We start from the raw sequence: 25366 nt of genomic DNA, 5'->3' as shown, positions 1-25366 counted from the left end.
GTGCATCCCTCACGGCTTGCCGGGCGCTCACTGTCTGAAAAACGGCGGGTTTTTCACGGCCTCGCACACCGCGCGGGTAAGCTGCGTGAGCTGTTCAGGCGTGATGATATAGGGCGGCATCAGGTAAATCAGGCGGCCAAACGGGCGCACCCAGACGCCCTGTTCCACGAAAAAGCGCTGAAGCGCGGCCATCTCGACCGGCGCGGTGGTTTCCACGACGCCGATAGCGCCGAGCACGCGCACATCGGCGACCTGCGGCAGCTCACGACACGGCGTCAGCTCATCGCGCAGTTGCTGCTCAATGGCCGCGACCTGCGCGCGCCACTCGCCGGTTTCCAGCAGCGCCAGGCTCTCGGCCGCCACTGCGCAGGCGAGCGGATTGCCCATAAACGTCGGGCCATGCATAAAACAGCCCGCCTCGCCGTTGCTGATAGTTTCGGCGACATGCCGCGTGGTGAGGGTGGCGGAAAGCGTCATCGTGCCGCCGGTCAGCGCCTTGCCAAGACAGAGAATATCCGGCGTCACGCCCGCGTGCTCGCAGGCGAACAGCCTGCCGGTGCGGCCAAAGCCGGTCGCTATCTCATCGGCGATAAGCAAAATCCCTTCGCGATCGCACATGCGGCGGATGCGCTTAAGCCACTCCGGGTGATACATCCGCATGCCGCCTGCGCCCTGCACAATCGGTTCCAGGATAACCGCGGCTATCTCATGGCGGTGCGCGGCCAGCAGGCGGGCGAATGGCGCGAGATCTCGCTCATCCCACTCGCCGTCAAAGCGGCTCTGCGGCGCAGGCGCGAAGAGGTTTTCCGGCAGGTAGCCCTTCCAGAGACTGTGCATCGAGTTATCCGGATCGCACACCGACATCGCGCCGAAGGTGTCGCCGTGGTAGCCGTGGCGGAAGGTCAGAAAGCGCTGGCGCGGCTCGCCGCGGGCATGCCAGTACTGCAACGCCATTTTCATCGCCACTTCCACCGCCACCGAGCCGGAGTCGGCAAGAAATACGCACTCGAGATCCTCCGGGGTCATCGCCACCAGCTTGCGGCACAGGGCTATTGCGGCGGGGTGGGTAATGCCGCCAAACATGACGTGCGACATCGCGTCAATCTGGGTTTTCATCGCCGCGTTGAGGCGCGGATGGTTATAGCCGTGAATGGCGGCCCACCACGACGACATACCATCCACCAGCCGTTCGCCGCTCGCCAGATGCAGTTCGCAGCCGGCGGCGTGCGTCACCGGGTAGACCGGCAGCGGCGCGCTCATGGAGGTGTAAGGGTGCCAGATATGGTCACGATCGAAGGCGAGATCGGCGGGTGTTAACATGACTTGTAAACCATTTTAAAAAGATTTAGGTTTACGAGTATATCCATAACCCAGATAAATAAAACCCTTTGGAGACGCCCGATGGCTCACCTTTCACGCTGGACTTTGTCGCAAGTCACTGAACTATTTGAAAAACCGCTGCTGGATCTGCTGTTTGAAGCGCAACAGGTGCACCGCCAGCACTTCGATCCGCGCCAGGTGCAGGTCAGCACGCTGCTGTCGATCAAAACCGGCGCCTGCCCGGAAGACTGCAAATACTGCCCGCAGAGCGCACGTTACAAAACCGGCCTTGAGGCCGAGCGCCTGATGGAAGTGGAGCAGGTGCTCGATTCCGCGCGCAAGGCCAAAGCGGCGGGTTCGACGCGCTTCTGCATGGGCGCTGCCTGGAAAAACCCGAACGACCGCGATATGCCGTACCTGGAGCAGATGGTGCAGGGCGTTAAAGCGCTGGGCCTGGAAACCTGCATGACGCTCGGCACGCTGAGCGACGATCAGGCGCAGCGCCTCGGCGAAGCGGGCCTCGATTACTACAACCACAACCTCGACACCTCGCCGGAGTTCTACGGCAACATCATCACCACGCGCACCTATCAGGAGCGTCTCGATACGCTGGAGAAAGTGCGCGAGGCGGGCATTAAGGTCTGTTCCGGCGGCATCGTGGGGCTTGGCGAAACCGTCACCGACCGCGCCGGGCTGCTGCTGCAACTCGCCAACCTGCCGACGCCGCCGGAAAGCGTGCCGATCAACATGCTGGTGAAGGTCAAGGGCACGCCGCTTGCCGATAACGAGGATGTCGACGCGTTTGATTTCATCCGCACTATCGCGGTGGCGCGCATCATGATGCCGACGTCTTACGTGCGCCTCTCCGCCGGTCGCGAGCAGATGAACGAGCAGACCCAGGCGATGTGCTTTATGGCGGGGGCCAACTCGATTTTCTACGGCTGCAAACTGCTGACCACCCCGAACCCGGAAGAGGACAAAGATTTGCAACTGTTCCGCAAGCTGGGCCTCAACCCGCAGCAGACGGCGGTGCTGGCGGGCGATAACGAGCAGCAGGAACGCCTGGAGCACGCGCTGCGCGACGCGGATAACCAGCAATACTACAACGCGGCGGCGGTATGACCTGGCAGGCGAGAATCGATGCAACGCTGAGCGCGCGCGAAGCCAGCCACAGCCTGCGCCGCCGCGTCGTCTGCACACCCGCGCCCGGCGGCGCGCTGGTGCATCAGGGCGTGCGCTACCGTAACTTTTCCGGCAACGACTATCTGGGCTTAAGCCAGCACCCGGCGCTCATCGCGGCCTGGCAACAGGGCGCGCAGACATATGGCGTGGGAAGCGGCGCGTCCGGCCACGTCAGCGGCTACAGCGACGCGCATCAGTCGCTGGAAAACGCGCTGGCGCAGTGGCTCGGCTTTGACCGCGCGCTGCTGTTTATCTCCGGCTTCGCCGCCAATCAGGCGGTGGTCGCCGCGCTGATGCAGCAGCCTGACCGCATTCTCGCCGACCGTTTAAGCCACGCCTCGCTGCTCGAAGCCGCAAGCCTCAGCCCGGCGACGCTGCGCCGCTTCGCGCATAACGATTCGGGCGCGCTCGCAGCCCTGCTGGACAAACCCTGCGACGGACTGACGCTCGTCTTTACCGAAGGGGTGTTCAGCATGGATGGCGACAGCGCGCCGCTGGCGGATATCGCAGGCATCTCGCAGGGCGCGCAGACGCTGATGATGGTGGATGACGCCCACGGCGTCGGCGTGCTGGGGCGCGAAGGGCGGGGCAGCTGCGATGTGGCGGGCATCCGGCCCGATCTGCTGCTGGTGACATTTGGCAAAGCCTTCGGGCTGAGCGGCGCGGCGCTCTTGTGCAGCGCGCCGATGGCGGACTATCTGTTGCAAACCGCGCGCCATCTCATCTACAGCACCGCGATGCCCGCCGCCCAGGCCTGTGCGCTGAACGCGGCCTTAACGGTTATTCGCGAGGGCGACGACTTACGCGCGCGGCTTGCGCGCAACATCGCGCGGTTTCGCGCGGGCGCGTCGCAGCTACCGCTGACGCTTGCCGATTCGCAGACCGCCATTCAGCCGCTGATTGTCGGTGAGAACGGTGCCGCGCTGGCGCTTGCGGAAAAGCTGCGCGAACGCGGCTGCTGGGTCACAGCCATTCGCCCGCCGACCGTGCCAGCGGGTACGGCGCGCCTGCGCCTGACGCTCAGCGCCGCGCATCAGGATGACGACATCGACGCGCTGCTGGAGGCGTTATATGACTGTTGCCGTTGATAAACGCGCGGTGGCGGCGGCGTTTGGCCGCGCGGCGCAAACCTATGACGATTTTGCGGCGCTTCAGCGCCAGAGCGCGCAGTTGCTGGCTGAACACTGTGGCGCGCAGGGCATTAACACGGTGCTGGATGCCGGCTGCGGCACCGGCGCAGGCAGCCTCGACTGGCGCGCGCGCGGCTGCGACGTCACGGCGTTTGATTTAAGCCCGGCCATGCTGGCGCGCGCCCGCGAACGCGGCGCGGCGCACTGCTACGTGCAGGGCGATATCGAGGCGCTGCCGTTTGCCGAAGGCAGTTTTGACCTGGTGTGGAGCAATCTGGCGGTGCAGTGGTGCCAGAGCCTGTCAGGCGCGCTCGCCGGGATGCTGCGCGTGGCGCGCCCTGGCGGCCGCGTGGCGTTCAGCACGCTGGCGCACGGCTCGCTTGGCGAGCTGCATCAGGCGTGGGCGGCGGTGGACGACCGTCCGCACGCTAACCGTTTCGCGAGCGCCGACGCGGTTCACGCTGCCGCTCCTGATGCACGCATGACGCTGCGCCAGCATCCCGTGACGCTGCTCTTTGGCGATGCGCTCAGCGCCATGCAGTCGCTCAAGGGCATCGGTGCCACGCATCTGCACGCCGGGCGTGACAGCCGCACGCTCACGCGCCGCGAGCTTCGTATGCTTGAAGACGCCTGGCCGCGTCAGGACGGGCGTTTTCCGCTGACTTACCAACTGATTTCTGGAGTAATTGAACGTGACTGAACGCTGGTTTATTACCGGAACCGACACGGAAGTAGGCAAAACTATCGCGAGCTGCGCGCTGCTGGAGGCCGCGAAAGCCGCAGGCTTTAGCACCGCAGGCTATAAGCCGGTCGCCTCCGGCAGCGATATCACGCCGCAGGGGCTTCGCAACAGCGACGCGCTGGCGTTGCAGCGCCACAGCAGCGTGGCGCTGCGCTACGAGCAGGTGAACCCGCTGACGTTCGAAGAGCCAACCTCGCCGCATATCGTAAGCCAGGAAGAGGGGCTGCCGATTGATTTCACGGTGATGTCCGCTGGCCTGCGCGCGCTGGAGCCGCTCGCCGACTGGGTGCAGGTGGAAGGCGCAGGCGGCTGGTTTACGCCGCTCTCTGACGACGCGACGTTCGCCGACTGGGTGCAGCAGGAGCGCCTGCCGGTGATTTTAGTGGTCGGCGTTAAGCTTGGCTGCATCAACCACGCGCTGCTGACTGCGCAGGCGGTACAGGCCGCGGGCCTGCGTCTCGCGGGCTGGGTGGCGAACGATGTGCAGCCGCCAGGCCGCCGTCATCAGGAGTATCTCGCCACGCTTGAGCGTCTGTTACCGGCCCCTATGCTCGGCGAAATTCCGTGGCTGGGGGCCGAGCCTGACGTGACGCCTGCCGCGCAGTGGATTGATCTCAGCAAACTGACGCGCTAGGGCGTTATCCAGTGCATAAGCCGCGCATCGGTTAACTGCGCCGCGCTACCGCGGGCCACGGCGCGCCCGCGGTGCAGCAGGCAGAAGCGATCCGCTATCCGGCGGATAAAAGACAGATGGCGCTCCACCACTAACAGGCTCATTCCCCATTCGCGGCTAAGCCGTGTCAGCAGATCCGCAAGCCTCGGAATGAACGCCTGCCCGAGGCCGCGCGTCGGCTCATCCAGAATCAGCAGCCGTGGCCGCGTCACCAGCGCCTGGGCGAGCGTCAGCTGGAGTGCGACTTCCGGCGCAAGCCCGGCGGCCTGGGTGTGGCGATGTGTCCAGAGCGTCGGCAACAGTTCAAACACCGGCTCCGGGCTGGCCGCGGTCTCGGGCTGTGCCCGCAGCGCGATATGCAGATTCTCTTCCACCGTCAGCTGTGAAAAATAGCGCCGCTCCTGGGGCACGTAGCGGATGCCGAGCGCCGCGCGGGCGTCCGGGCCGACGCGCATTAATTCCTGCGGCGCGGCGCCAGCCTCATGCCAGAGCATGCTGCCGCTCTTAACCGGCAGATAGCCTGCCACGCAGTTCAGCAGCGTGGTTTTTCCCATGCCCGGCGCGCCGATAACGCAGGTGCACTCGCCGGGCAGAAGATCGAGGCTGACGTCCCACAGCGTATGCTGCGTGCCGTAAAAGTGGTTAACTGCGTGCAGACTTAACATGGCGCTTCTCCTTCAGACAGGGTATCGGAAAACAGCGTTAGCGCACGTGCTCTGATGCCGCGTGCGCGATGACTTCCCCGGCCTGCCCGTGCGTCCTGCAGTCGCTTCCCGCCAACGACGGGAAGAGGGTGTAGTTCCGGTAAACGGGATACTGCAATTCTCTTGCCAGCCAGTGAAATGCCCTTCGATCGCGTCTGAAATTGAGACTAAACCTGAAAGCCTGCGTCAGGCGCAGTGGGTTATCCTGGAAAAAGCCGGGCGGCGTGCACATTTTGAGTGCTGGTCAGGGCGTGGTTTTGGTGCAGCGTTGCGCAAAAGCAAAGCAGAAATATGTGAAAAGGATCGCGCAAAGCGCCGCGCGGAAAGCAAGGAAAATACTTCAAAACCCACCGGGAAAATTTTTTTCTGAGCCAGACGCGGGCGAGTGATGCGAAGCGGCGATGCGGCGCGCTTTCAGGGCTGGACGCAGTTATCCACTATTCCTGTGGATAACCTTGTGTATTAGAGTTAGAAAACGCGCCGTAAGCGAGAGCCGATGCGGCTTGCACCCGATCTGGCGCGAAAGCCGTCTTTTCAGGAAATCATTTTAAAATTAACGGGTTATTTAAAAGCAAGCGCTGAAGGAAAAGTGTCATCTGCTGCAACAAAAGTATCATGGCCTCGCTTGACAAATGTTAAAGGATAAAAAATTTTGGGGATAACCGCCCTCGTATAGTGTTTTATCCGGCGCACGGCCAAATTTGGTTCATACCAGATGGTAAAAATGCGGTGTGAACAAAATCCGCTAACCTGCTACTGATTTTATATCCAGTATTTATCGTTGGCAAAAATCGCTGCGGCGAGTAAAATTAACGCTCTGTCCGCGCAAATCTTCATCAGGTGTTTCTTCATGAGCAAACCGTTCAAACTCAATTCCGCTTTCAAACCTTCCGGCGACCAGCCCGAGGCTATCCGCCGCATCAAGGAAGGGCTGGAAGACGGGCTGGCGCACCAGACGCTGCTGGGTGTGACGGGCTCGGGGAAAACGTTCACCATGGCGAACGTCATCGCCGATTTGCAGCGCCCGACGATGGTGCTGGCGCCAAACAAAACGCTGGCGGCGCAGCTCTATGGCGAAATGAAAGAGTTTTTCCCGGAAAACGCCGTGGAATATTTCGTCTCGTACTACGACTACTACCAGCCGGAAGCGTATGTGCCGAGCTCCGATACCTTTATCGAGAAGGACGCGTCGGTGAATGAGCATATCGAGCAGATGCGTCTGTCGGCCACCAAAGCGCTGCTGGAGCGGCGCGACGTGGTCGTGGTGGCGTCGGTCTCCGCTATCTATGGTCTGGGCGACCCGGATCTCTACCTGAAGATGATGCTGCATCTCACCAAAGGGATGATCATCGACCAGCGCGCCATTCTGCGCCGCCTGACGGAGCTGCAATATACCCGCAACGATCAGGCGTTCCAGCGCGGTACCTTCCGCGTGCGCGGCGAGGTGATTGATATCTTCCCGGCGGAATCGGACGAGCTGGCGCTGCGCGTCGAGCTGTTCGACGAAGAGGTGGAGCGGCTGTCGCTGTTCGATCCACTCACCGGCACCGTCGATTCCATTATCCAGCGTTTCACCGTCTACCCGAAAACGCACTACGTCACCCCGCGTGAGCGCATTGTGCAGGCGATGGAAGAGATCAAAGTAGAGCTGGCGGAGCGCCGCAAAGTGCTGCTGGAAAACAACAAGCTGCTGGAAGAACAGCGCCTGACCCAGCGTACCCAGTTCGATCTCGAAATGATGAACGAGCTGGGGTACTGCTCCGGCATCGAAAACTATTCGCGCTATCTCTCCGGCCGGGGCCCTGGCGAAGCGCCGCCGACGCTGTTTGACTATCTGCCGGCGGATGGCCTGCTGGTGGTCGATGAATCGCACGTGACTATTCCGCAGATCGGCGGGATGTATCGCGGCGACCGCGCGCGTAAAGAGACGCTGGTGGAATATGGTTTCCGCCTGCCGTCGGCGCTGGATAACCGCCCGCTGAAATTTGAAGAGTTCGAAGCGCTGGCACCGCAGACGGTGTATGTTTCGGCGACGCCCGGCAACTATGAGCTGGAAAAATCGGGCGGCGAGATTATCGACCAGGTGGTGCGCCCGACCGGTCTGCTCGATCCGATTATCGAAGTGCGTCCGGTGGCGACCCAGGTGGACGATTTGCTGTCGGAAATCCGCAAGCGCGTCGCCATTAACGAGCGCGTGCTGGTGACGACGCTCACCAAGCGTATGGCGGAAGATTTAACCGAGTATCTGGAAGAGCACGGCGAAAAAGTGCGCTATCTGCACTCGGATATCGATACCGTGGAACGTATGGAGATTATCCGCGATTTGCGTCTTGGCGAGTTCGACGTGCTGGTGGGCATCAACCTGCTCCGTGAGGGGCTGGATATGCCGGAAGTGTCGCTGGTGGCTATTCTCGACGCCGACAAAGAGGGCTTCCTGCGCTCCGAACGTTCGCTTATCCAGACGATTGGCCGCGCGGCGCGTAACGTGAACGGCAAGGCGATTCTCTACGGCGATAAAATCACGCCGTCAATGGCGAAGGCGATTGGCGAAACCGAACGCCGTCGTGAGAAACAGCAGGCGTATAACGAAGAGCACGGCATTGTGCCGCAGGGGCTTAACAAGAAAGTGGTCGATATTCTGGCGCTTGGCGAGAATATCGCGAAAACCAAGCCGAAAGGACGCGGAAAAGGGCGCACCGTGGCGGATGCTGAAGCCGCTGAACTGGCGCTGACGCCGAAAGCGTTGCAGCAGAAAATTCATCAGCTTGAAGCGCAGATGGTGCAGCACGCGCAGAACCTGGAGTTTGAAGAGGCGGCGCAACTGCGCGATAAGCTTCATCAACTGCGCGAGCTGTTTATCGCCGCGTCGTAAGCTCTTCTCGTTGCGGCGGGAGGGGTTGTGGTGAGGTGTGATTATCTGTGATGTGGTGGGTGCGCTTCGCTTACCCACCCTACATTTCATTAACGCCTGCTTTGTGGGCCGTGTGGTGGGTGCGCTTCGCTTACCCACCCTACATTCCATCAACGCCCGCTCCGTGGGCCGTGTGGTGGGTGCGCTTCGCTTACCCACCCTACATTGCATCAACGCCTGCTTTGTGAGCCGTGTGATGGGTGCGCTTCGCTTACCCACCCTACATTGCATCAACGCCTGCTTTGTGAGCCGTGTGGTGGATGCGCTTCGCTTACCCACCCTACATATCATCAAAGCCCATTCCGGGAGCCGTAGGGCGGGTAAGCGCAGCGCACCCGCCGTAATCGCAACCCATTGCACCCATAGCTCTTACCCCAGCGCCTGAATCGCCTTTTCCAGCGCCGCGCGCAGCAGGTGGCGGTCATGGCGGTAAGGAATATCGCTTGCTTCCAGCGGCTCCTGAATCACAATTCTGTCCTGCGCGCCGCTCACGTCCACCTTCGGGCCAACAACTACGGCGTCCACCACGCGTTTACCGATATGCGCTTCCATCAGCGCCAGCTTCTCTTCAAGCCTGAGCGCGGCGGCGGCCGGGCTTAACTCGCGGCCTAAATTGCCGATGTAAACCATCGGCGCAGGCGTGCGGCGCAGCGCTTTGGCGAGATCGTCAAGCAGCAGCAGCGGCATCAGGCTGGTGTAAAAACTGCCGGGGCCAATCACGATTAAATCCGCTTCGGCAATCGCCTCAACGGCCTCGCGCGTCGCCTGCACGGCAGGGTAGAGCATCAGCTCTTTCGGCGGATGGCTCAGCAAATCGATATTGACTTCGCCATATACTTCGTTGTCTTCGCGATCGATAGCCATCAGATCGACTGGTTGCTCAGACATCGGGATCAGGAACGCGTCCACTTTAAGCAGGTTGCGGATAAGATTTATCGCCTCTAAAGGCCGCACGCTCAGGTGATCCAGCGCCTTTAACATGAGATTTCCGAGGTTATGCCCCGAAAGTTCCCCATTACCTCCAAAACGGTACTCAAACATCGCCGACGCGACGCTCGGTTCGGTAATTAACTGATTGAGACAGTTGCGCATATCGCCCCAGGCGATCCCGCCTTCTGAGCGACGGATACGGCCCGTCGAGCCGCCGTTATCGGTCGTCGTGACAATGCCTGTGAGGCGCGAGCCCAGAGAAGAGAGCGAGGACATAACGCGTCCTAAACCGTGACCGCCGCCGAGCGCCACTACCCGGTCGAGATCCGCAAACGTGCGATTGCGCATACCTAATCCTTATTATTCAAAACTCGCCTACGTTAGCTGAAAAGCGCGAGAAAAACGATCTGCTGGCGCTGAAAATGACACATATCAAAGTGAAACCGTGATTTTTACGTATTCTGGTCCACGTTACGCGAATAATGCCGTTATGTACCAATTTATATAGCGAAATCGCGCGTGGCGAAACCCGCGATAACACGCTACTATCGCCGCTGGCAGGTTTAAAAACCTGAAAAAAGACACTCAAGCCTTTGCGCCTACGTTTTTAAGAAATATGGTGCTCTGGCCGTGGCGAAACGCCACCAGGGTGCAGGAAGAAATGACTGCATCTCCCGATTTGGAAAGGTGTACATGGCTTCTCAACTTACCGATGCGTTTGCGCGTAAGTTCTATTACTTGCGCCTGTCAGTGACTGACGTCTGCAACTTTCGTTGCACCTATTGCCTGCCGGATGGCTACAAGCCCGCAGGCGTCACCAACAAAGGCTTCCTCTCGCTCGACGAAATTCGTCGCGTGACGCGCGCGTTCGCGAATCTCGGCACTGAAAAAGTGCGGCTGACCGGCGGCGAACCCTCGCTGCGCCGCGATTTTTGCGACATCATCGCCGCCGTGCGTGAAAACCCCTCCATCCGCCAGATTGCCGTCACAACCAACGGCTACCGCCTGGCGCGCGATGTCGCGCAGTGGCGCGAGGCCGGGCTGACGGCGGTTAATGTCAGCGTCGACAGCCTCGACGCCCGCCAGTTTCACGCGATCACAGGCCAGGATAAATTCCGCCAGGTGATGGCGGGCATCGACGCCGCCTTCGACGCGGGCTTTGAAAAAGTGAAGGTTAACACCGTGCTGATACGCGACGTGAACCATCACCAGCTCGACACCTTCCTCAACTGGATCAAATCCCGCCCCATCCAGCTACGCTTTATTGAGCTGATGGAAACCGGTGAGGGGAGCGATCTCTTCCGCAAGCACCATATTTCTGGCGCGACGATTCGCGACGAACTGCTTAAGCGCGGCTGGATCCATCAGTTGCGCAGCCGTGCTGACGGCCCGGCGCAGGTCTTCTGCCACCCCGATTATCAGGGCGAAATCGGCCTTATCATGCCGTATGAGAAAGATTTCTGCGCGAGCTGCAACCGCCTGCGCGTGTCGTCGGTAGGTAAGCTGCACCTGTGCCTGTTTGGCGACGGCGGCGTGGATCTTCGCGATCTGCTGGCCGAAGAGGGGCAGCAGGCGGCGCTGATGGCGCGTATTGAAACGGCGTTGCTCGGCAAAAAGCAGACGCATTTCCTGCATCAGGGCAACACCGGCATCACCCAGAATCTGTCCTATATCGGCGGCTGACGCCGCGTACAAGGAGTCACTATGAGTCAGGTTAGCGCAGAGTTTGTGCCGGCGCGCGTCGCCATTCTTACGGTGTCCAGCCGTCGCGGGGAAGAGGACGATACCTCCGGCCATTTTTTGAAAGACGCTGCTCACGAAGCGGGCCATCAGGTCGTGGATAAAGCCATCGTCAAAGAGAACCGTTACGCCATTCGCGCGGAAGTCTCCCGCTGGATTGCGAGCGACGATGTCCAGGTGGTGTTGATTACCGGCGGCACCGGTTTTACCGCGGGCGATCAGGTGCCGGAGGCGCTACAGCCGCTGTTCGATCGCGAAATCGCGGGCTTTGGCGAAATGTTCCGTATGCTCTCGTTTGAAGAGATTGGCACCGCGATGATGCAGTCGCGCGCGGTAGCGGGGATGGCCAACGACACCCTGATTTTCGCGATGCCGGGCTCGACGCGCGCCTGCCGCACCGCCTGGGAAAATATCATCGCGCCGCAGCTCGACGCCCGCACGCGCCCCTGTAATTTTCACCCTCATCTGAAGAAGTAAGTTATGTCGCAACTGACCCACATCAACGCCGCGGGCGAAGCCCATATGGTGGATGTCTCCGGCAAAGCGGAGACGGTGCGCGAGGCGCGCGCCGAAGCGTTTGTTGAAATGCGCCCCGAGACGCTGTCGATGATCGTAAGCGGCAGCCATCACAAAGGCGATGTGTTCGCCACCGCGCGCATCGCCGGCATTCAGGCCGCCAAACGCACCTGGGAGCTGATCCCGCTCTGTCATCCGCTGCTGCTGAGCAAAGTTGAAGTGCAGCTTTTCGCCGACGAAGCGCGAAGCCGCGTGCGGATTGAATCGCTGTGCCGACTGACCGGCAAAACCGGCGTCGAGATGGAAGCGCTCACGGCGGCGTCGGTGGCGGCGCTCACGATTTACGACATGTGCAAAGCGGTGCAGAAAGATATGGCCATTGGCCCGGTGCGGCTGCTGGCGAAGAGCGGCGGCAAATCGGGCGATTTTCAGGTAGACGCTCATGATTAATGTGCTTTTCTTCGCGCAGGTGCGCGAGCTTATCGGGGTGGACGCCGAGCGTGTGGCGGCGGAATTCCCGACCGTTGAGGCGCTGCGTGAACATTTTGCGGCGCGTGGCGGCCGTTACGCCCTGGCGCTGGAGTCGGGCAAGCTGCTGGCGGCCGTTAACCAGACGCTGGTGCCGTTTGATCATCCGCTCGCCGATGGCGATGAAGTGGCTTTTTTCCCGCCGGTGACCGGAGGCTGAGATGAATGAAACCCGCATCCGCGTCGGCCATGAAAATTTCAGCGTCGGCGATGAGTACCAGTGGCTGGCGCAGTGCGATGAAGACGGCGCGGTCGTCACCTTTACCGGCAAAGTGCGCAACCATAATCTTGGCGACAGCGTGAGCGCGCTGACGCTTGAGCACTATCCGGGCATGACGGAAAAAGCGCTGGCGGAGATCGTCGCCGAGGCGCGTGAGCGCTGGCCGCTGCAACGCGTGTCGGTTATCCACCGCGTGGGCGAGCTGTGGCCGGGCGATGAAATCGTTTTTGTTGGCGTGACCGGCGCGCACCGCAGCCAGGCGTTTGACGCGGCGCAGTTTATTATGGATTACCTGAAAACCCGCGCGCCGTTCTGGAAGCGCGAGGCCACGCCGGAAGGCGACCGCTGGGTGGAAGCGCGCGACAGCGATCAGGAGGCGGCGAAGCGCTGGTAAATGGCGCGCCCGGTCATTTGTTCTAGTCTTAACGGTGGGGAGACGCGCGTTGCGCGCGTCTCGACACAAGTTAACTGAATGAATGAGGCAGCGTCATGGATCGATTCCCACGCTCAAATGAAAGCATTGTGCAGCCGCGCGCCGGGCTGCAAACGTTTATGGCTCAGGTGTATGGCTGGATGACCTGCGGTCTGTTGCTGACCGCCTTCGTCGCCTGGTATTCGGCCAACAACGAAAACCTGATGATGTATATCTTCTCCAGCCGGTTTGTGTTCTTCGGGCTTATCATCGCCCAGCTCGCGCTGGTGTTTGTTCTTTCAGGTCTTGTGCATAAGCTCAGCCCGGCGGTCGCCACCGCGCTCTTTATGCTCTATTCGGCGCTGACGGGGCTTACGCTCTCATCCATCTTTCTGGTCTATACCTACGCGTCTATCGCCAGCACGTTTGTGGTGACGGCGGGGATGTTCGGCGTGATGAGCCTGTATGGCTATACGTCCAAACGCGATCTCAGCGGCTGGGGCAATATCCTGTTTATGGCGCTGATTGGGCTGATTATCGCGTCGCTGGTGAACTTCTGGCTGAAGAGTCCGGCGCTGATGTGGGCGGTGACGTATATCGGCGTTATCGTGTTCGTGGGCCTGACGGCGTATGACACGCAGAAGCTGAAGAGCCTGGGCGAGCAGATTGATATGAACGACCACGGGAACCTGCGCAAATATTCGATTCTCGGCGCGCTGACCCTGTATCTCGATTTCATCAACCTGTTCCTGATGCTGCTGCGGATTTTCGGTAACCGCCGATAACCAGCTTTGAAGCAATAAAAACCCTCTGCAGAGGGTTTTTTATGGCGGGGGCACGGCGGGTGCGCTGCGCTTACCCGCCCTACGGTGATGAGGCTGATGTTGGTTTTGTATGGCGGGTGCGCTTCGCTTACACGCCCTACGAAGATGACGCTGATGTTGGTTTTGTATGGCGGGTGCGCTGCGCTTACACGCCCTACGGTGATGAGGCTGATGTTGGTTTTGCATGGCGGGTGCGCTGGCGCTTACCCGCCCTACGAAAATGCGTGATGTGTGATGTTGTAGGGTGGGTAAGCGCAGCGCACCCGCCAGCTCCCACAAACCCACCATTACCCACAAACCCGCCAGCACCTAAAAACCTATCACTTCTCTTTCGCGAGACTCAGCGACGGCTCCTCGTTCTCCTCACGCACGCTGTCAGAGCCCTGCGCCTTTGCGAGCTTCTGCTCGTTTTTGGCGCGCAGCTTCTTCGCGCGGCTCTCAAGCACCAGATAGATAACGATAGCCAGCAGCAGCGGGGCGAAGAAATAGAGCATACGGTAGGCGAGCAGCGCCGCGATAATCGCGCCGTGGCTCACATGCTCGCCGCCGAGTAGCGCGATAAACACCGCTTCCAGCACCCCGATGCCCGCCGGGATATGGATAATCACCCCGGCGATACTGCTCACCAGCAGCACGCCCAGCACAAAGAAATAGTTAATCTCCTGGCCCAGCAGCAGCCAGATAATCGCGCCCATCGCCATCCAGTTGGCGCTGGAAATCACCATCTGCGCTATCGCGAATTTCCATGACGGCAACACCAGCTTCTGGCCCTTAATCGTCATATGGCGGCGTTTGGCAAACGCGCAAAACCACATATAGACCGCGATCACTGCCAGCAGCGCGATGCCGATAATGCGCAGCGTCATCTCGTCGATATACCAGTGCGCCGGCAGCTTCACCACGCCAAAGGTGAAAATCACGCCGCCGAGCAGAATATAACCGAGCCAGTTGGTCGTAATACTCAGCGAGAAAATGCGCGTGATGGTGCTCCCCGGCAGCCCGAGGCGTGAGTAAAGCCGGTAGCGCATCCCCACGCCGCCCACCCAGGTGCTGAGCGTCAGGTTAAAGGCGTAACAGACGAAAGAGACCAGCATCACCTGCCGTTTGGCAAGCTTATGGCCGCAATAGGCGCGGCCCAGCAGATCGTAACAGCCATAAAGCAGATAACTCAGGATAACCAGCGCCACCGAGATAAGCAGGGCGGTGCGGTCGTAATTTTTAATGACCTTCCAGACTTCTTCCCAGTCGACTTTTTGCGCATACATCACAATCAGCACGACGACGGCGATAAAAAACACCCACGTGAGGATTTTCTTCGCGATGCGCCATTTCGGATGCGATTTCGCCATTACGGTTTCACTCCCGGATTTTCAGTCTCCACCCGGTCCTGGGTTTCGATTTCAGGTTGTACCGGCGGCGGCACCTGCGCGAGCTTCGGCGTATGCGCGGGCAGCCAGCCCACCATTGCCGGGAAGTGGCGCAGGAAGTGGAACACGATGACGCTCTTGGCAAGATTCCACCAGGTGCGCTTTGGCATCATGCTCTCATCCACCTGTTTACAGTCTTCGCGGATCAGACGCGTCAGGTTATCGCGCAGGGTCTGGTTAAACTGCGTGTCGTGAATAATCAGATTCGCCTCCAGATTGAGCGACAGGCTCAGCGGGTCGAGGTTGCTGGAGCCGACCGTCGCCCAGTGATCGTCCATCAGCGCCACCTTGCCATGCAGCGGACGACGCAGATATTCATAGACTTCGACGCCGCCTTTCACCAGATAGTTATAAAGCAGGCGCGCGCCTACCTTAACGATAGGCATATCCGGCTCACCCTGCACAATCAGCTTCACTTTCACGCCGCGGCGGGCGGCGTTGCGCATCGCATGCAGCAGGCGGTAGCCGGGGAAGAAATAGGCGTTGGCGATAATCACCTCTTTTTTGGCGTTCGCCAGCATCTTGAGGTAATGCCGTTCGATATCGTCGCGGTGATCGTTATTGTCGCGCCAGACAAACAGCGCCTGCGCCTCGCCCGGCGTGGTGTTCTCCACCGCCTGCTGATAGTGACGCTGCCACCAGCGGCTCACGCGCTCTTCGCCAAGATTGCTGAGCACAAAATGGTAGATATCCTGCACCACCGGCCCTTCGACGCGCACCGCGTAATCCTGTTTCGCCTCCGGGCCGTAATCGCTCATATGCTCGGCGGAGTAGTTAATGCCGCCGACAAACGCCACTTCGCCATCAATTACCACGATTTTGCGGTGCATACGGCGGAACACGTTGGTGCGCATGCCCATCGTGCGCGGGCGCGGATCGTAATAACGGAACATCACGCCCGCCGAGGTCAGCGTGCCGACAAACTCGTCGCTAAGATCGGGCGAGCCGTAGCCGTCCAGCAGCACTTCAATGCTGACGCCGCGTTGGGCGGCATTCAGGATGACGTCATGCAACTGGCGGCCCACGTTATCGTCGAACCAGATAAAGGTTTCGAGGATGACTTTGCTGCGCGCCTTGTCGATGGCGTCAAACACGGCGGGATAAAACTCGTCGCCGTTCTCTAACAGCTCAATATGGTTTCCGTCACGCCAGGTCGTTTTCATAGATGGATCTCCACTGCCAGCGGGGCATGGTCGGAAAGATGGCGCCAGTTACGCAGCGGCAGCGCGGTCGGCGCGCTCGCCGAGGCGTTTTTCACATAGATTCGGTCAAGGCGCAGCAATGGGAAACTCACCGGAAATGTGCGCGCCGGGCGGCCGTGAGCGCGGGTAAACACCTCATCAAGCCCGGCCTCGTTGCGCAGAATACGGTTAGCCTGCTGACGCCAGTCGTTAAAATCGCCCGCCACGACCACCGGCTCGCCTTCCGGCAGGCTGTTGACCAGTTCGGCCAGCATCATGAGCTGCGCCTGGCGGTGCGCCTCTTTCAGCCCCAGATGAACGCAAATCACATGAATCGCTTTTGGAAAGCCGGGCGGGGTAATACGGCAGTGCAGCACGCCGCGCTTTTCGGTGCCGGGCACCGAGACGTCGCGGTTTTCGTAATGTTCAATCGGGTAGCGCGACAGCACGGCGTTGCCGTGATGGCCTTCCGGATAAACGGCGTTGCGCCCGTAGGCGTAATCGCTCCACATGGTGTCGGCCAGAAATTCGTAATGCGTGGTGTCCGGCCAGTTCTCCACATGCAGTGGGTGAACTTCGTGCGCGCCCATCACTTCCTGCAGGCAGACAATATCCGCCGAGACCGTCCGCACCGCGTCGCGCAGTTCCGGCAAAATAAAGCGTCGGTTAAACGCGGTAAAACCTTTGTGGGTATTAATCGTTAAAACGTTAAATGAAAATCGCTGTGTGTTTTCTGCCATGTTTCCCCAGCCACTTCTTATTCTCCTGATGTGTTTAAAGTGTAGTCCCAGTCACAAAAAGCGGCGGGGATACGGAATTTTCCGTAAACTGCGGTACTCTGAAGAATGAGTTGAAAATCCCACAGGAGTGCGGCCATGAAGTGGCAACAATATATTCGCGTGGTGACGGGCCTGAGTTGCTGGCAGATTATGCTGCATCTGGCGGTCGTGGCCATGCTGGTGGCGGGCTGGATGAGCGGGGCGCTGGTGAAAGTCGGCCTGGTGTTATGCGCGTTTTACGCGCTGACGGTGGTCCTGATGCTGGCGTTCCAGCGCCACCACGACGGCCTCTGGCGCGAGGTGGGCGATTTCCTCGAAGAGCTGACTACCACCTGGTATTTTGGCGCGGCGTTGATTGCGCTCTGGCTGCTCTCCCGCGTTCTGCATAACAATCTGCTGCTGGCGCTGGCGGGCGTGGTGATCCTGGCCGGGCCTGCGCTGCTCTCACTGCTGGTTAAAGAGCGCAAGCGTGATTCAGCCAATTTTTCGTCGAAACATGGCATACGCCGCTAAGCCTGTTGTGGCCGTAATCACTATCAGCGGCCACACGCTATGCCAGATGATATCGAGACTGGCATCCTTGAGATAAATCGCCTTCGTAATATCGGTAAAGTGCCGGATCGGGTTAATCCACGTCAGGTTTTGCAGCCAGACCGGCATATTCTCCACCGGCGAGACATAGCCCGAGAGTAAAATCGCGGGCATCATAAAGACAAACACCCCGATAAACGCCTGCTGCTGCGTCGAGCAGAGCGCCGAAATCAAAAGCCCGAACCCCACCAGCGACAGCCCGTAAATCACCATGGTGAAATAAAAGAGCGCAAGCGACCCGGCGAACGGGATCTGATAGCCCCAGATACCAATCGCCAACACAATCGTTGCCTGAAAGGTAGCAACAATCAGCGCCGGCACCGCTTTGCCGATGAAAATCTGCCAGGTGGCGAGCGGGGAGACTAACAGCTGGTCGAGCGTGCCCTGGTCGCGCTCGCGGGCCACCGACAGCGACGTCACAATCATCACGCCGATAGTGGTAATCATCGCAATCAGCGACGGCACCACAAACCATTTGTAGTCAAGATTCGGGTTATACCAGTTACGCACAATCAGCTCGCTGTTATTAGGCTTCGCGCGGCCTGCGAGCAGCTCCTGCTGATAATCTTTGACGATCTGCTGAAGGTAATTGGCGGCTATCTGCGCGCTGTTGGAGTTGCGCCCGTCGAGCAGAATTTGCAGCGTCGCGGGTTCGCCGCGCGCCAGCTTGCGGGAGAAATCCGCCGGGAAGTGGATGACCAGCAGCGCCTTCTGCGCATCGATGGTCGGGCGGATCGCCTGCTCGCTGTTAAGCAATGTCACATGGCTGAATGCGCTGGCGCGGGCGAAGCGCTGGGTCAGCTCTACCGCGTGCGCGCCGTTATCCTGGTTATAGATGGCGATAGTGGCATTGGTCACTTCCAGCGTCGCCGCGAACGGAAACAGCAGCACCTGCAAGACGACAGGCAGGATCAGAATCGCGCGGGTCTGCGGCTCGCGCAGCAGCGACTGCAACTCTTTGCGGATAAGCGTCCATAAGCGGTGCCACATAGCGTCTCCTTAATCGAGGCGGCGTCGGGTATTCACCCACGTCAGTCCGATAAACATCACGGCGGAAGCCAGCAGAAACAGCACGTTGACCAGCAGCACGCCCGGCAGCGTGCCCGCGAGAAACAGGCTTTGCAGCGTACTGACGAAATAGCGCGCCGGAATGATATACGTCACCGCGCGGATCACGGCGGGCATACTGTCTATCTGGAAAATAAACCCTGAAAGCATCACCGAAGGCAGAAACGCCGCATTCAACGCCACCTGGGCGGCGTTGAACTGGTTACGGGTGAGCGTTGAGATAAGCAGCCCCATGCCGAGCGTGCTCAGCAGAAACAGGCTGGAGATAAAAAAGAGCGCCAGCAGCGAGCCGCGATACGGCACGCCGAGAATAAACACCGACACCAGCATACAGAGCAGCATCGCCAGCATACCGAGGAAATAGTAGGGGATAAGCTTGCACAGCAGCAGTTCGCCGCGTGTGACTTCGGTCGAAAGCAGCGCCTCCATAGTGCCGCGCTCCCATTCGCGGGCGACCACCAGCGAGGTCAGTATCGCGCCGATAACCGTCATGATGATCGTCACCGCGCCGGGAATAATAAAGTGCTGGCTTATCGCCGCCGGGTTAAACCAGTAGCGGAGCTGCACATCAATCAGCGGCTCGAACGTCTCGCCGCGGTCTTCTGCGCGCTCCGCCTGCCAGAGCTGCCAGATGCCCTCCACATAGCCGCGCACAAAGTTGGCGGTGTTCGGTTCGCTGCCGTCGGTGATCACCTGAATCGGCGCGCTGTCGCCGGGGCGCGCCATCCGCGCCGCGAAGTCCACTGGGATAACCACCAGCCCGCGGATTTTCCCGGCCTGCATCAGTTCAATCAAATGCTGGCGGTTGTCGCTGATGGTCGGCGCGATAAAGGGCGAGGCAGTAATGGTGTGCGTGAAGTCGAGCGCCTCTTCGCTGCGCTGCTCCAGCAGGACGCCGACATGCAGGCGGCTGGAATCGAGGTTAATGCCGTAGCCGAAAATAAACAGCAGCAGCAGGGGAATGACCACCGCGATAAGCCAGCTACTCGGGTCGCGCAGGATCTGGCGCGTCTCTTTCACGCACAACGCGCGCACGCGCCGCAGTTTCATCATTGGCTGTGCTCCTTATCCCAGGCCTCGATAAGGCGGATGAAGGCTTCTTCCATCGTCGGCTCGTCGTTTGCATCGCGCGCCGCCTGGCGCTTTAAATCATCCGGCGTGCCGCTGGCGATAAGTTTGCCGTGATAGACAAGCCCGATACGGTCGCAATACTCCGCCTCATCCATAAAGTGGGTCGTGACCATCACCGTCACGCCTTTTTCCGGCATGCTGTTGATGTGCCGCCAGAATTCGCGGCGGGTCAGCGGGTCAACGCCGGAGGTCGGCTCGTCGAGAAACAGAATATCCGGCTCGTGCATCAGCGCGCAGGCCAGCGCCAGACGCTGCTTAAAGCCGAGCGGCAGCGCGTCCGTCGGCTGGCTGGCGATGCTTTTCAGCCCGAACGCCTCGCTCATGCGCGCCATTTTTTCCTGCTGCGCCCGGCCGCGCAGGCCGTAGACGCCGGAGAAAAAGCGTAAGTTTTGCTCGACGGTCAGGTTGCCGTACAGCGAAAACTTCTGCGCCATATAGCCGAGCCGCTGGCGCGCCTTGCCGGAGTCGGTTTTTAAATCGAGGCCCAGCACCAGCGCCTGGCCGTCGCTTGGTTTCAGCAGCCCGCACATCATCTTAAAGGTGGTAGATTTGCCCGCGCCGTTCGGCCCGAGCAGGCCGAAAATCTCGCCGCGCCGCACGGTAAAATTCACACGGTCGGTCGCGGTGAAATCGCCGAAGGTTTTGGTGAGTTCGCGCGCCTCAATCACCACGTCGTCGCGGCTGCCGGGAATGTCATGCAGAATGGCGCCGAGCGGCGATTCACGCAGCGCGGAGCCGCCCGCCAGATCGATAAACGCATCCTCAAAGCGCGGCGCGGTTTCACGAAGCGTCGCGCCGGGCAGGGCGCGCAGGGCGTCTGCGTCGGAACCCTCTTTCAGAATCACCCGCACCGCCGCGCCCTGAATGGTGGCGTCGCTGACGTCCGGGCGCTGCATGATCTCTCGCAGCAGCGCGCGGTTATCGCCGTCATCCGGGCGCAACAGCAGGCTGCGGCCCGCCATTTTCTCGGTGAGCGCCTGCGGCGCGCCCTGATAGAGCAGCTCGCCTTCGTTCATCAGCAGCACCTCGCGGCACTGCTCGGCTTCATCGAGGTAAGAAGTACTCCAGAGAATTAACATCCCGTCGCCCGCCAGCTCATGCACCATCTGCCAGAGCTCGCGGCGGGAGATAGGGTCAACGCCGACGCCCGGTTCATCCAGCAGCAGCACCTTCGGCTGGCCCACCAGCGTGCAGGCAAGGCCGAGCTTTTGCTTCATGCCGCCGGAGAGTTTGCCCGCGAGCCGCCCGGTGAACGGGCCGAGCGCGGTGAATTCCAGCAGCCGGGCAAATGTCTGCTCGCGCACCGCGCCGGTGACGCTGCGCAGATCCGCATACAGGTTAAGGTTCTCCTGGACGGTGAGATCTTCATACAGGCCGAATTTCTGCGGCATGTAGCCGAGCACCGCGTGCAGCGCGTTTTCTTCTGCAATCGGGTCCAGCCCGAGCACCTGCACGCGGCCGTCGTTCTGGCGCATCAGCCCCGCGAGGATACGCATCAGCGTGGTTTTACCCGCGCCGTCCGGCCCCACCAGACCGGTGACGCTGCCTGCGCGGATCGTCACGCTGAGCGGCGCGAGCGCCGGTTTTTCGAGGCCCGGAAAGCGTTTAACCAGCCCATCGAGCACGATGCTGTCGTTAGCGGTTTCCATCCGCCGCCTCATCCTGGAAACGCAGCGTGACCGGCATCCCCTGGCGCAGCGCGTCGTCGGCGTCGTTCACCACAATACGCAGGCGATAGACCAGATCGGTGCGCAGATCTTCGGTTTCGACCGTTTTCGGCGTGAACTCAGCGGTCGGCGAGACGAACCCGATCTGGCCGTGGTACGGCCTGTCGGGGCGGCCATCGGTATAAATCAGGATGTTGCTCCCCGGTACGGCGCGGCCCAGATTCATCTCATCAATGTAAGCGCGTACCCAGACCGGGCGGGTCAGCGAGAGCGTGAACACCGTACTGCCCGCGTTGAGCATCGAGCCGGGCTCCACCGCGCGCGTCAGGATGGTGCCGTCAGACGGGGAAACCAGGCGCGTGTCTTGCGCGTTAAGCTGCGCCTGGGCCAGCTCCGCCTGCGCCTGTTCAAGGGCCGCCTGCGCCTGCGCGATTTCCTGCGGGCGGTTACCGGCGCGGTACTGGCTGAGCTTATCCTGCGCGGATTTCAGCTGCGCCTGCGCCTGATCGCGCGCCGAGCGAGCGTTTTCCAGATCGTTGGCGGAGATAACTTTGGTGCGCCACAGCCCCTGCTGGCGCTGATAAAAATTCTGCGCGTAGTCATACGCGGCCTGCGCCTGATGCACGGCGGCAGCGGCCTGGGCTATCTCTTCATCGCGAAAACCGGCGACGGTAAGATCATATTTGGCGCGCGCGGCGGCGACGTTCGCCTGCGCCTGGCGCAGCGCGTTCTGCTGGGGCGTCGGGTCAAGATCGCCGAGCGGCTGGCCTGCGCGCACCGCGTCGCCTTCATCGACGGCAAGCGACGCCAGACGGCCGCTGACGCGAAAGCTTAAATTCACGGTACGAATATCGACATTGCCATAGAGCGTCAGCGGGGTGTGGCGCGCGGCGTACCAGCGCCACCCGGCAATAGCTGCAACGATAATGACCACCACCAGCGCCAGTAGCGCGACGCGTTTTTTATTCATCACTCAGGCTCCCTGAAATACCCGCGAGGATCCAGTCGATATGCAGCGTGACGACCCGGTGGATCTGCGCGGCTTTGTCATCGTCGAACCCGCGCCATCCGGCGCGCAGCAGAATGGTTTCACGCCCGAGGCGGAATGCGAGGATTTCGCCAATCAGCGCGTGGGTGTGCAGCACCGTTTCGGTGGCGTCCGGATCGGCGCCGGTCAGGCGGGCGATCAGCCGCGTAAAGTGGTGGTGCAGGGGGGCGATGACCTGCTCGTGGATGAGCTGATATGCGGGCGACGGAGAGAGCTGCTCGCGGGAGATAAATTTGCTGACGCTTAGCGTCTCGTCGGCGGTCATCAGCTGGATCATCTGGCGGCAGGCGTCGTCAATCAGCGCGCGCATCGCGGCGGGCGGCGGCTCGGGCTCGCGAAGCAGCGCTTCGGCGGCATCGGCGTGGGGCTGAAAATGGGCGCGGATGAAATCGGCTATCCACTGCGCCGAGGCCATGTAGAGATCTTCTTTTGAGCCAAAGTAGTAAGGAATGGCGGCGATATTCTGCCCGGCTGCGGCGGCGATATCCCGCGTGGTGGCGTGCAGGCCGTACTCGCCAAACTGGTTAATGGCGGCGCTGATGAGCTTCTCTTTAGCCTGTTCGCCGCGCGAGGTGGGCGGCGTGACGGAGAGCGACATATCGATGAGATCCATAAAAGTTAATCAATCGATTGATTAACTTTATGCCCGAAACGTGCGCCTGTCGAGATGAAAAAAGCAGCGATTTACGTACAGGCGCGAGAATTTATGCGGTAGTTCACAAAAACTGTTACACTCCGTTCCTCTGCGACATTGTGGTTTATGTCCCTTCTCCGGCCAGACGGCCATTAGACTCCCTGAAACTACACCCTTTGCGGTCGGGACGAGTCAGGAATAACTATGTCTTTTGATTCACTGGGCTTAAGCCCTGAGATCCTGCGCGCCATTTCCGAGCAGGGTTACAACGAACCGACTCCGATCCAGCGCCAGGCCATTCCGGTGGTGCTTTCAGGCAAAGATTTGATGGCCAGCGCCCAGACCGGCACCGGCAAAACCGCAGGCTTTACGCTGCCGTTGCTGCAACGCCTGACGGCGAACCAGCCGCACCCGAAAGGCCGCCGCCCGGTGCGCGCGCTGATCCTGACCCCGACGCGTGAACTCGCAGCCCAGGTGGGCGAGAACGTGCGCGAATACAGCAAATATCTCGACATCCGCTCGCTGGTCGTGTTTGGCGGCGTGAGCATCAACCCGCAGATGATGAAACTGCGCGGCGGCGTGGATGTGCTTATCGCAACGCCGGGCCGTCTGCTCGATCTCGAACACCAGAACGCCGTGAAGCTTGACCAGGTGGAAGTGCTGGTGCTGGATGAAGCCGACCGTATGCTGGACATGGGCTTTATTCACGATATCCGCCGCGTGCTGGCGAAGCTGCCGCCGAAGCGTCAGAACCTGCTGTTCTCCGCGACCTTCTCCGACGACATTAAATCGCTCGCGGAAAAACTGCTGCATAACCCGGAAGAAGTGGAAGTGGCGCGCCGCAACACCGCCTCTGAGCAGGTGACGCAGCATGTGCATTTCGTGGATAAAAAACGCAAGCGGGAGCTGCTTTCTTATCTGATTGGCGACGGCAATTGGCAGCAGGTGCTGGTGTTTACCCGCACCAAACACGGTGCTAACCATCTGGCGGAACAGCTGAATAAAGATGGCATTACCGCCGCGGCTATCCACGGTAACAAGAGCCAGGGCGCCCGTACCCGCGCGCTGGCGGATTTCAAAACCGGCGGTATTCGCGTACTGGTGGCAACAGACATCGCCGCGCGCGGTCTGGATATCGAAGAGCTGCCGCACGTGGTGAACTATGAGCTGCCGAACGTGCCGGAAGATTATGTTCACCGTATCGGCCGTACCGGGCGCGCCGCCGCGACCGGCGAAGCGCTGTCGCTGGTGTGTGTCGATGAGCACAAACTGCTGCGCGATATCGAACGCCTGCTGAAGCGCGAAATCCCGCGCATGGCTATTCCGGGCTACGAGCCGGATCCGTCTATCCCGGCGGAGCCTATCGTGAATGGTCGCCAGGGCCGCGGCGGACGTGGTGGTCAGGGCGGCGGCGGTCGTGGTCAGGGCCAGCCGCGTCGTCAGAACAGCGAAGGCAACCGTTCATCCGGCGAACGCAGCCGTCCGTCCGGTGAGCGCGGTCGTCGTCCGGATGGCGAAGGTAATCGTCCGTCCGGTGAGCGTTCACGTCGCCCGGCAGGCGAGGGCAACCGTCCGGCAGGTAGCAAACCGCGCACCCGTCGCGCGCCGCGTAAACCGTCCGGGGAATAATCCACGGGTGTGTTAGCGGAGCCTGACAATGCCGGTAAATGAAGAAGGGTGTGCGCAAGCGCACCTTTTTTATGGTTATGCGGCGGTGTAAACGGGCGGTTTATCTCATGCGTAGGGTGGGTAAGCGTAAGCGCACCCACCATTTAATTCAACGGCGGGTGCGCTTACGCTTACCCACCCTACGAAACCACAAAACCCAATGCCACCGCCGATGCCGGGTGTTTTCCCTTGCGGCTGCCCTCTGGCCGCGAGCCCCCTAAACACGTTCGCGTGAGTAAACGTGACAGAGAAAATCAGCGTTGTGGCGAACGGAACGGGTAACCGGGCGTGCATATTCCCGGGTTACGCGGTTCACCCGCCTATAACCGGTAATGCCTTT

The 25366-nt window shown here is 60.5% G+C and carries 25 protein-coding genes and 1 riboswitch; of the genes, 14 read left to right on the top strand and 11 right to left on the bottom strand.

The genetic code is table 11. The features are described 5' to 3' along the window. Positions 1-27: 27 nt before the first annotated feature. Entirely contained in the window at positions 28-1320 is a 1293-nt protein-coding gene (gene bioA, locus AFK66_RS12995; RefSeq protein WP_023899118.1) for an adenosylmethionine--8-amino-7-oxononanoate transaminase, read from the bottom strand. Between the two features lie 81 nt (positions 1321-1401). Between bioA and bioB the strand changes: the two genes are divergently transcribed. The 4 genes from bioB to bioD are packed head-to-tail and all read left to right on the top strand — an operon-like array spanning position 1402 to position 5008. Continuing rightward, on the top strand, positions 1402-2442 hold the full coding sequence (gene bioB, locus AFK66_RS12990) for a biotin synthase BioB (RefSeq protein WP_004385710.1): 1041 nt from the start codon (positions 1402-1404) through the stop codon (positions 2440-2442). After that, on the top strand, positions 2439-3590 hold the full coding sequence (bioF, locus tag AFK66_RS12985; RefSeq protein ID WP_007782038.1) for an 8-amino-7-oxononanoate synthase: 1152 nt from the start codon (positions 2439-2441) through the stop codon (positions 3588-3590). The genes bioB and bioF overlap by 4 nt, the downstream gene beginning before the upstream one ends. Then, the gene (gene bioC / locus AFK66_RS12980; RefSeq protein ID WP_023899117.1) at positions 3574-4332 is read left to right on the top strand and encodes a malonyl-ACP O-methyltransferase BioC; all 759 of its coding nucleotides are present in this window, start codon (positions 3574-3576) and stop codon (positions 4330-4332) included. The genes bioF and bioC overlap by 17 nt, the downstream gene beginning before the upstream one ends. Further along, positions 4325-5008 carry a dethiobiotin synthase gene (gene bioD, locus AFK66_RS12975; RefSeq protein ID WP_007782043.1) on the top strand — a complete coding sequence of 228 codons (684 nt, stop codon included), beginning with the start codon at positions 4325-4327 and terminating at the stop codon, positions 5006-5008. The genes bioC and bioD overlap by 8 nt, the downstream gene beginning before the upstream one ends. Here the strand turns inward: bioD and AFK66_RS12970 are convergent. Next, positions 5005-5712, bottom strand: coding sequence for an ABC transporter ATP-binding protein (locus tag AFK66_RS12970; protein ID WP_007782046.1), 708 nt, complete (start codon positions 5710-5712; stop codon positions 5005-5007). The two genes, bioD and AFK66_RS12970, sit on opposite strands and share 4 nt — an antisense overlap. A gap of 61 nt (positions 5713-5773) precedes the next feature. On the opposite strand from AFK66_RS12970, the gene AFK66_RS12965 reads away from it, so the two are divergent. Both AFK66_RS12965 and uvrB read left to right on the top strand, forming a co-directional pair. Beyond that, complete coding sequence (locus AFK66_RS12965; RefSeq protein ID WP_230582699.1) at positions 5774-6121, top strand: hypothetical protein; 348 nt, start codon at positions 5774-5776, stop codon at positions 6119-6121. Between the two features lie 480 nt (positions 6122-6601). Then, positions 6602-8623: an excinuclease ABC subunit UvrB gene (uvrB, locus tag AFK66_RS12960; protein WP_004386467.1), complete on the top strand. Its 2022-nt coding sequence runs from the start codon at positions 6602-6604 to the stop codon at positions 8621-8623. Positions 8624-9031: 408 nt separating this feature from the next. Here the strand turns inward: uvrB and yvcK are convergent, their stop codons facing one another. Beyond that, positions 9032-9940 carry a uridine diphosphate-N-acetylglucosamine-binding protein YvcK gene (gene yvcK / locus AFK66_RS12955; RefSeq protein ID WP_007782053.1) on the bottom strand — a complete coding sequence of 303 codons (909 nt, stop codon included), beginning with the start codon at positions 9938-9940 and terminating at the stop codon, positions 9032-9034. Between the two features lie 222 nt (positions 9941-10162). Then, positions 10163-10298: riboswitch (molybdenum cofactor riboswitch) on the top strand. On the opposite strand from yvcK, the gene moaA reads away from it, so the two are divergent. From moaA to AFK66_RS12925, 6 genes are all read left to right on the top strand, one after another. Further along, entirely contained in the window at positions 10286-11275 is a 990-nt protein-coding gene (moaA, locus tag AFK66_RS12950) for a GTP 3',8-cyclase MoaA (protein ID WP_023899116.1), read from the top strand. (Overlaps the previous riboswitch by 13 nt.) 21 nt (positions 11276-11296) lie before the next feature. Further along, entirely contained in the window at positions 11297-11809 is a 513-nt protein-coding gene (gene moaB / locus AFK66_RS12945; RefSeq protein WP_007782058.1) for a molybdenum cofactor biosynthesis protein B, read from the top strand. A gap of 3 nt (positions 11810-11812) precedes the next feature. Continuing rightward, positions 11813-12298 (top strand): cyclic pyranopterin monophosphate synthase MoaC, encoded by a 486-nt coding sequence (gene moaC / locus AFK66_RS12940; RefSeq protein ID WP_023899115.1) that lies wholly within the window; start codon positions 11813-11815, stop codon positions 12296-12298. Then, entirely contained in the window at positions 12291-12536 is a 246-nt protein-coding gene (gene moaD, locus AFK66_RS12935; protein WP_007782063.1) for a molybdopterin synthase sulfur carrier subunit, read from the top strand. Before moaC ends, moaD begins: the two co-directional genes overlap by 8 nt. 1 nt (position 12537) lies before the next feature. Further along, positions 12538-12990 (top strand): molybdopterin synthase catalytic subunit MoaE, encoded by a 453-nt coding sequence (gene moaE, locus AFK66_RS12930; protein WP_007782066.1) that lies wholly within the window; start codon positions 12538-12540, stop codon positions 12988-12990. Positions 12991-13085: 95 nt separating this feature from the next. After that, the gene (locus AFK66_RS12925; protein ID WP_032968024.1) at positions 13086-13793 is read left to right on the top strand and encodes a Bax inhibitor-1/YccA family protein; all 708 of its coding nucleotides are present in this window, start codon (positions 13086-13088) and stop codon (positions 13791-13793) included. A gap of 359 nt (positions 13794-14152) precedes the next feature. Here the strand turns inward: AFK66_RS12925 and AFK66_RS12920 are convergent, their stop codons facing one another. Genes AFK66_RS12920 through AFK66_RS12910 form a run of 3 tightly spaced genes read right to left on the bottom strand, consistent with a single transcriptional unit; the run spans position 14153 to position 17180 of the window. Beyond that, entirely contained in the window at positions 14153-15181 is a 1029-nt protein-coding gene (locus AFK66_RS12920; RefSeq protein ID WP_007782071.1) for a lysylphosphatidylglycerol synthase transmembrane domain-containing protein, read from the bottom strand. Next, positions 15181-16422 carry a cardiolipin synthase ClsB gene (gene clsB / locus AFK66_RS12915; protein ID WP_004387498.1) on the bottom strand — a complete coding sequence of 414 codons (1242 nt, stop codon included), beginning with the start codon at positions 16420-16422 and terminating at the stop codon, positions 15181-15183. The genes AFK66_RS12920 and clsB overlap by 1 nt, the downstream gene beginning before the upstream one ends. After that, positions 16419-17180 carry an endonuclease/exonuclease/phosphatase family protein gene (locus tag AFK66_RS12910; RefSeq protein WP_023899114.1) on the bottom strand — a complete coding sequence of 254 codons (762 nt, stop codon included), beginning with the start codon at positions 17178-17180 and terminating at the stop codon, positions 16419-16421. The genes clsB and AFK66_RS12910 overlap by 4 nt, the downstream gene beginning before the upstream one ends. Positions 17181-17315: 135 nt before the next feature. On the opposite strand from AFK66_RS12910, the gene AFK66_RS12905 reads away from it, so the two are divergent. Beyond that, positions 17316-17732 carry a YbhQ family protein gene (locus AFK66_RS12905; RefSeq protein WP_007782087.1) on the top strand — a complete coding sequence of 139 codons (417 nt, stop codon included), beginning with the start codon at positions 17316-17318 and terminating at the stop codon, positions 17730-17732. On the opposite strand, the gene AFK66_RS12900 is transcribed toward AFK66_RS12905, so the two are convergent. The 5 genes from AFK66_RS12900 to cecR are packed head-to-tail and all read right to left on the bottom strand — an operon-like array spanning position 17694 to position 23337. Beyond that, positions 17694-18800 carry an ABC transporter permease gene (locus AFK66_RS12900; RefSeq protein ID WP_007782089.1) on the bottom strand — a complete coding sequence of 369 codons (1107 nt, stop codon included), beginning with the start codon at positions 18798-18800 and terminating at the stop codon, positions 17694-17696. The genes AFK66_RS12905 and AFK66_RS12900 overlap by 39 nt on opposite strands. Before the next feature lie 9 nt (positions 18801-18809). Further along, the gene (locus AFK66_RS12895; RefSeq protein ID WP_023899113.1) at positions 18810-19931 is read right to left on the bottom strand and encodes an ABC transporter permease; all 1122 of its coding nucleotides are present in this window, start codon (positions 19929-19931) and stop codon (positions 18810-18812) included. Continuing rightward, positions 19928-21658: an ATP-binding cassette domain-containing protein gene (locus AFK66_RS12890; RefSeq protein WP_023899112.1), complete on the bottom strand. Its 1731-nt coding sequence runs from the start codon at positions 21656-21658 to the stop codon at positions 19928-19930. Before AFK66_RS12890 ends, AFK66_RS12895 begins: the two co-directional genes overlap by 4 nt. Beyond that, a complete protein-coding gene (gene hlyD, locus AFK66_RS12885) occupies positions 21645-22646 on the bottom strand; it encodes a secretion protein HlyD (protein ID WP_007782227.1) in 1002 nt (333 codons plus the stop codon). The genes AFK66_RS12890 and hlyD overlap by 14 nt, the downstream gene beginning before the upstream one ends. Then, positions 22639-23337, bottom strand: a complete 699-nt coding sequence (gene cecR / locus AFK66_RS12880; protein ID WP_023899110.1) for a transcriptional regulator CecR — start codon at positions 23335-23337, stop codon at positions 22639-22641. The genes hlyD and cecR overlap by 8 nt, the downstream gene beginning before the upstream one ends. Before the next feature lie 225 nt (positions 23338-23562). Here cecR and rhlE point away from each other — a divergent pair, with 225 nt between their 5' ends. Beyond that, complete coding sequence (gene rhlE / locus AFK66_RS12875) at positions 23563-24987, top strand: ATP-dependent RNA helicase RhlE (RefSeq protein WP_023899109.1); 1425 nt, start codon at positions 23563-23565, stop codon at positions 24985-24987. Positions 24988-25366: the final 379 nt, after the last annotated feature.

Origin of the sequence: Cronobacter malonaticus LMG 23826 (assembly GCF_001277215.2) — a bacterium.
Classification (GTDB): Bacteria; Pseudomonadota; Gammaproteobacteria; order Enterobacterales; family Enterobacteriaceae; genus Cronobacter; species Cronobacter malonaticus.
This window is presented reverse-complemented; position numbering and strand designations above follow the sequence as displayed.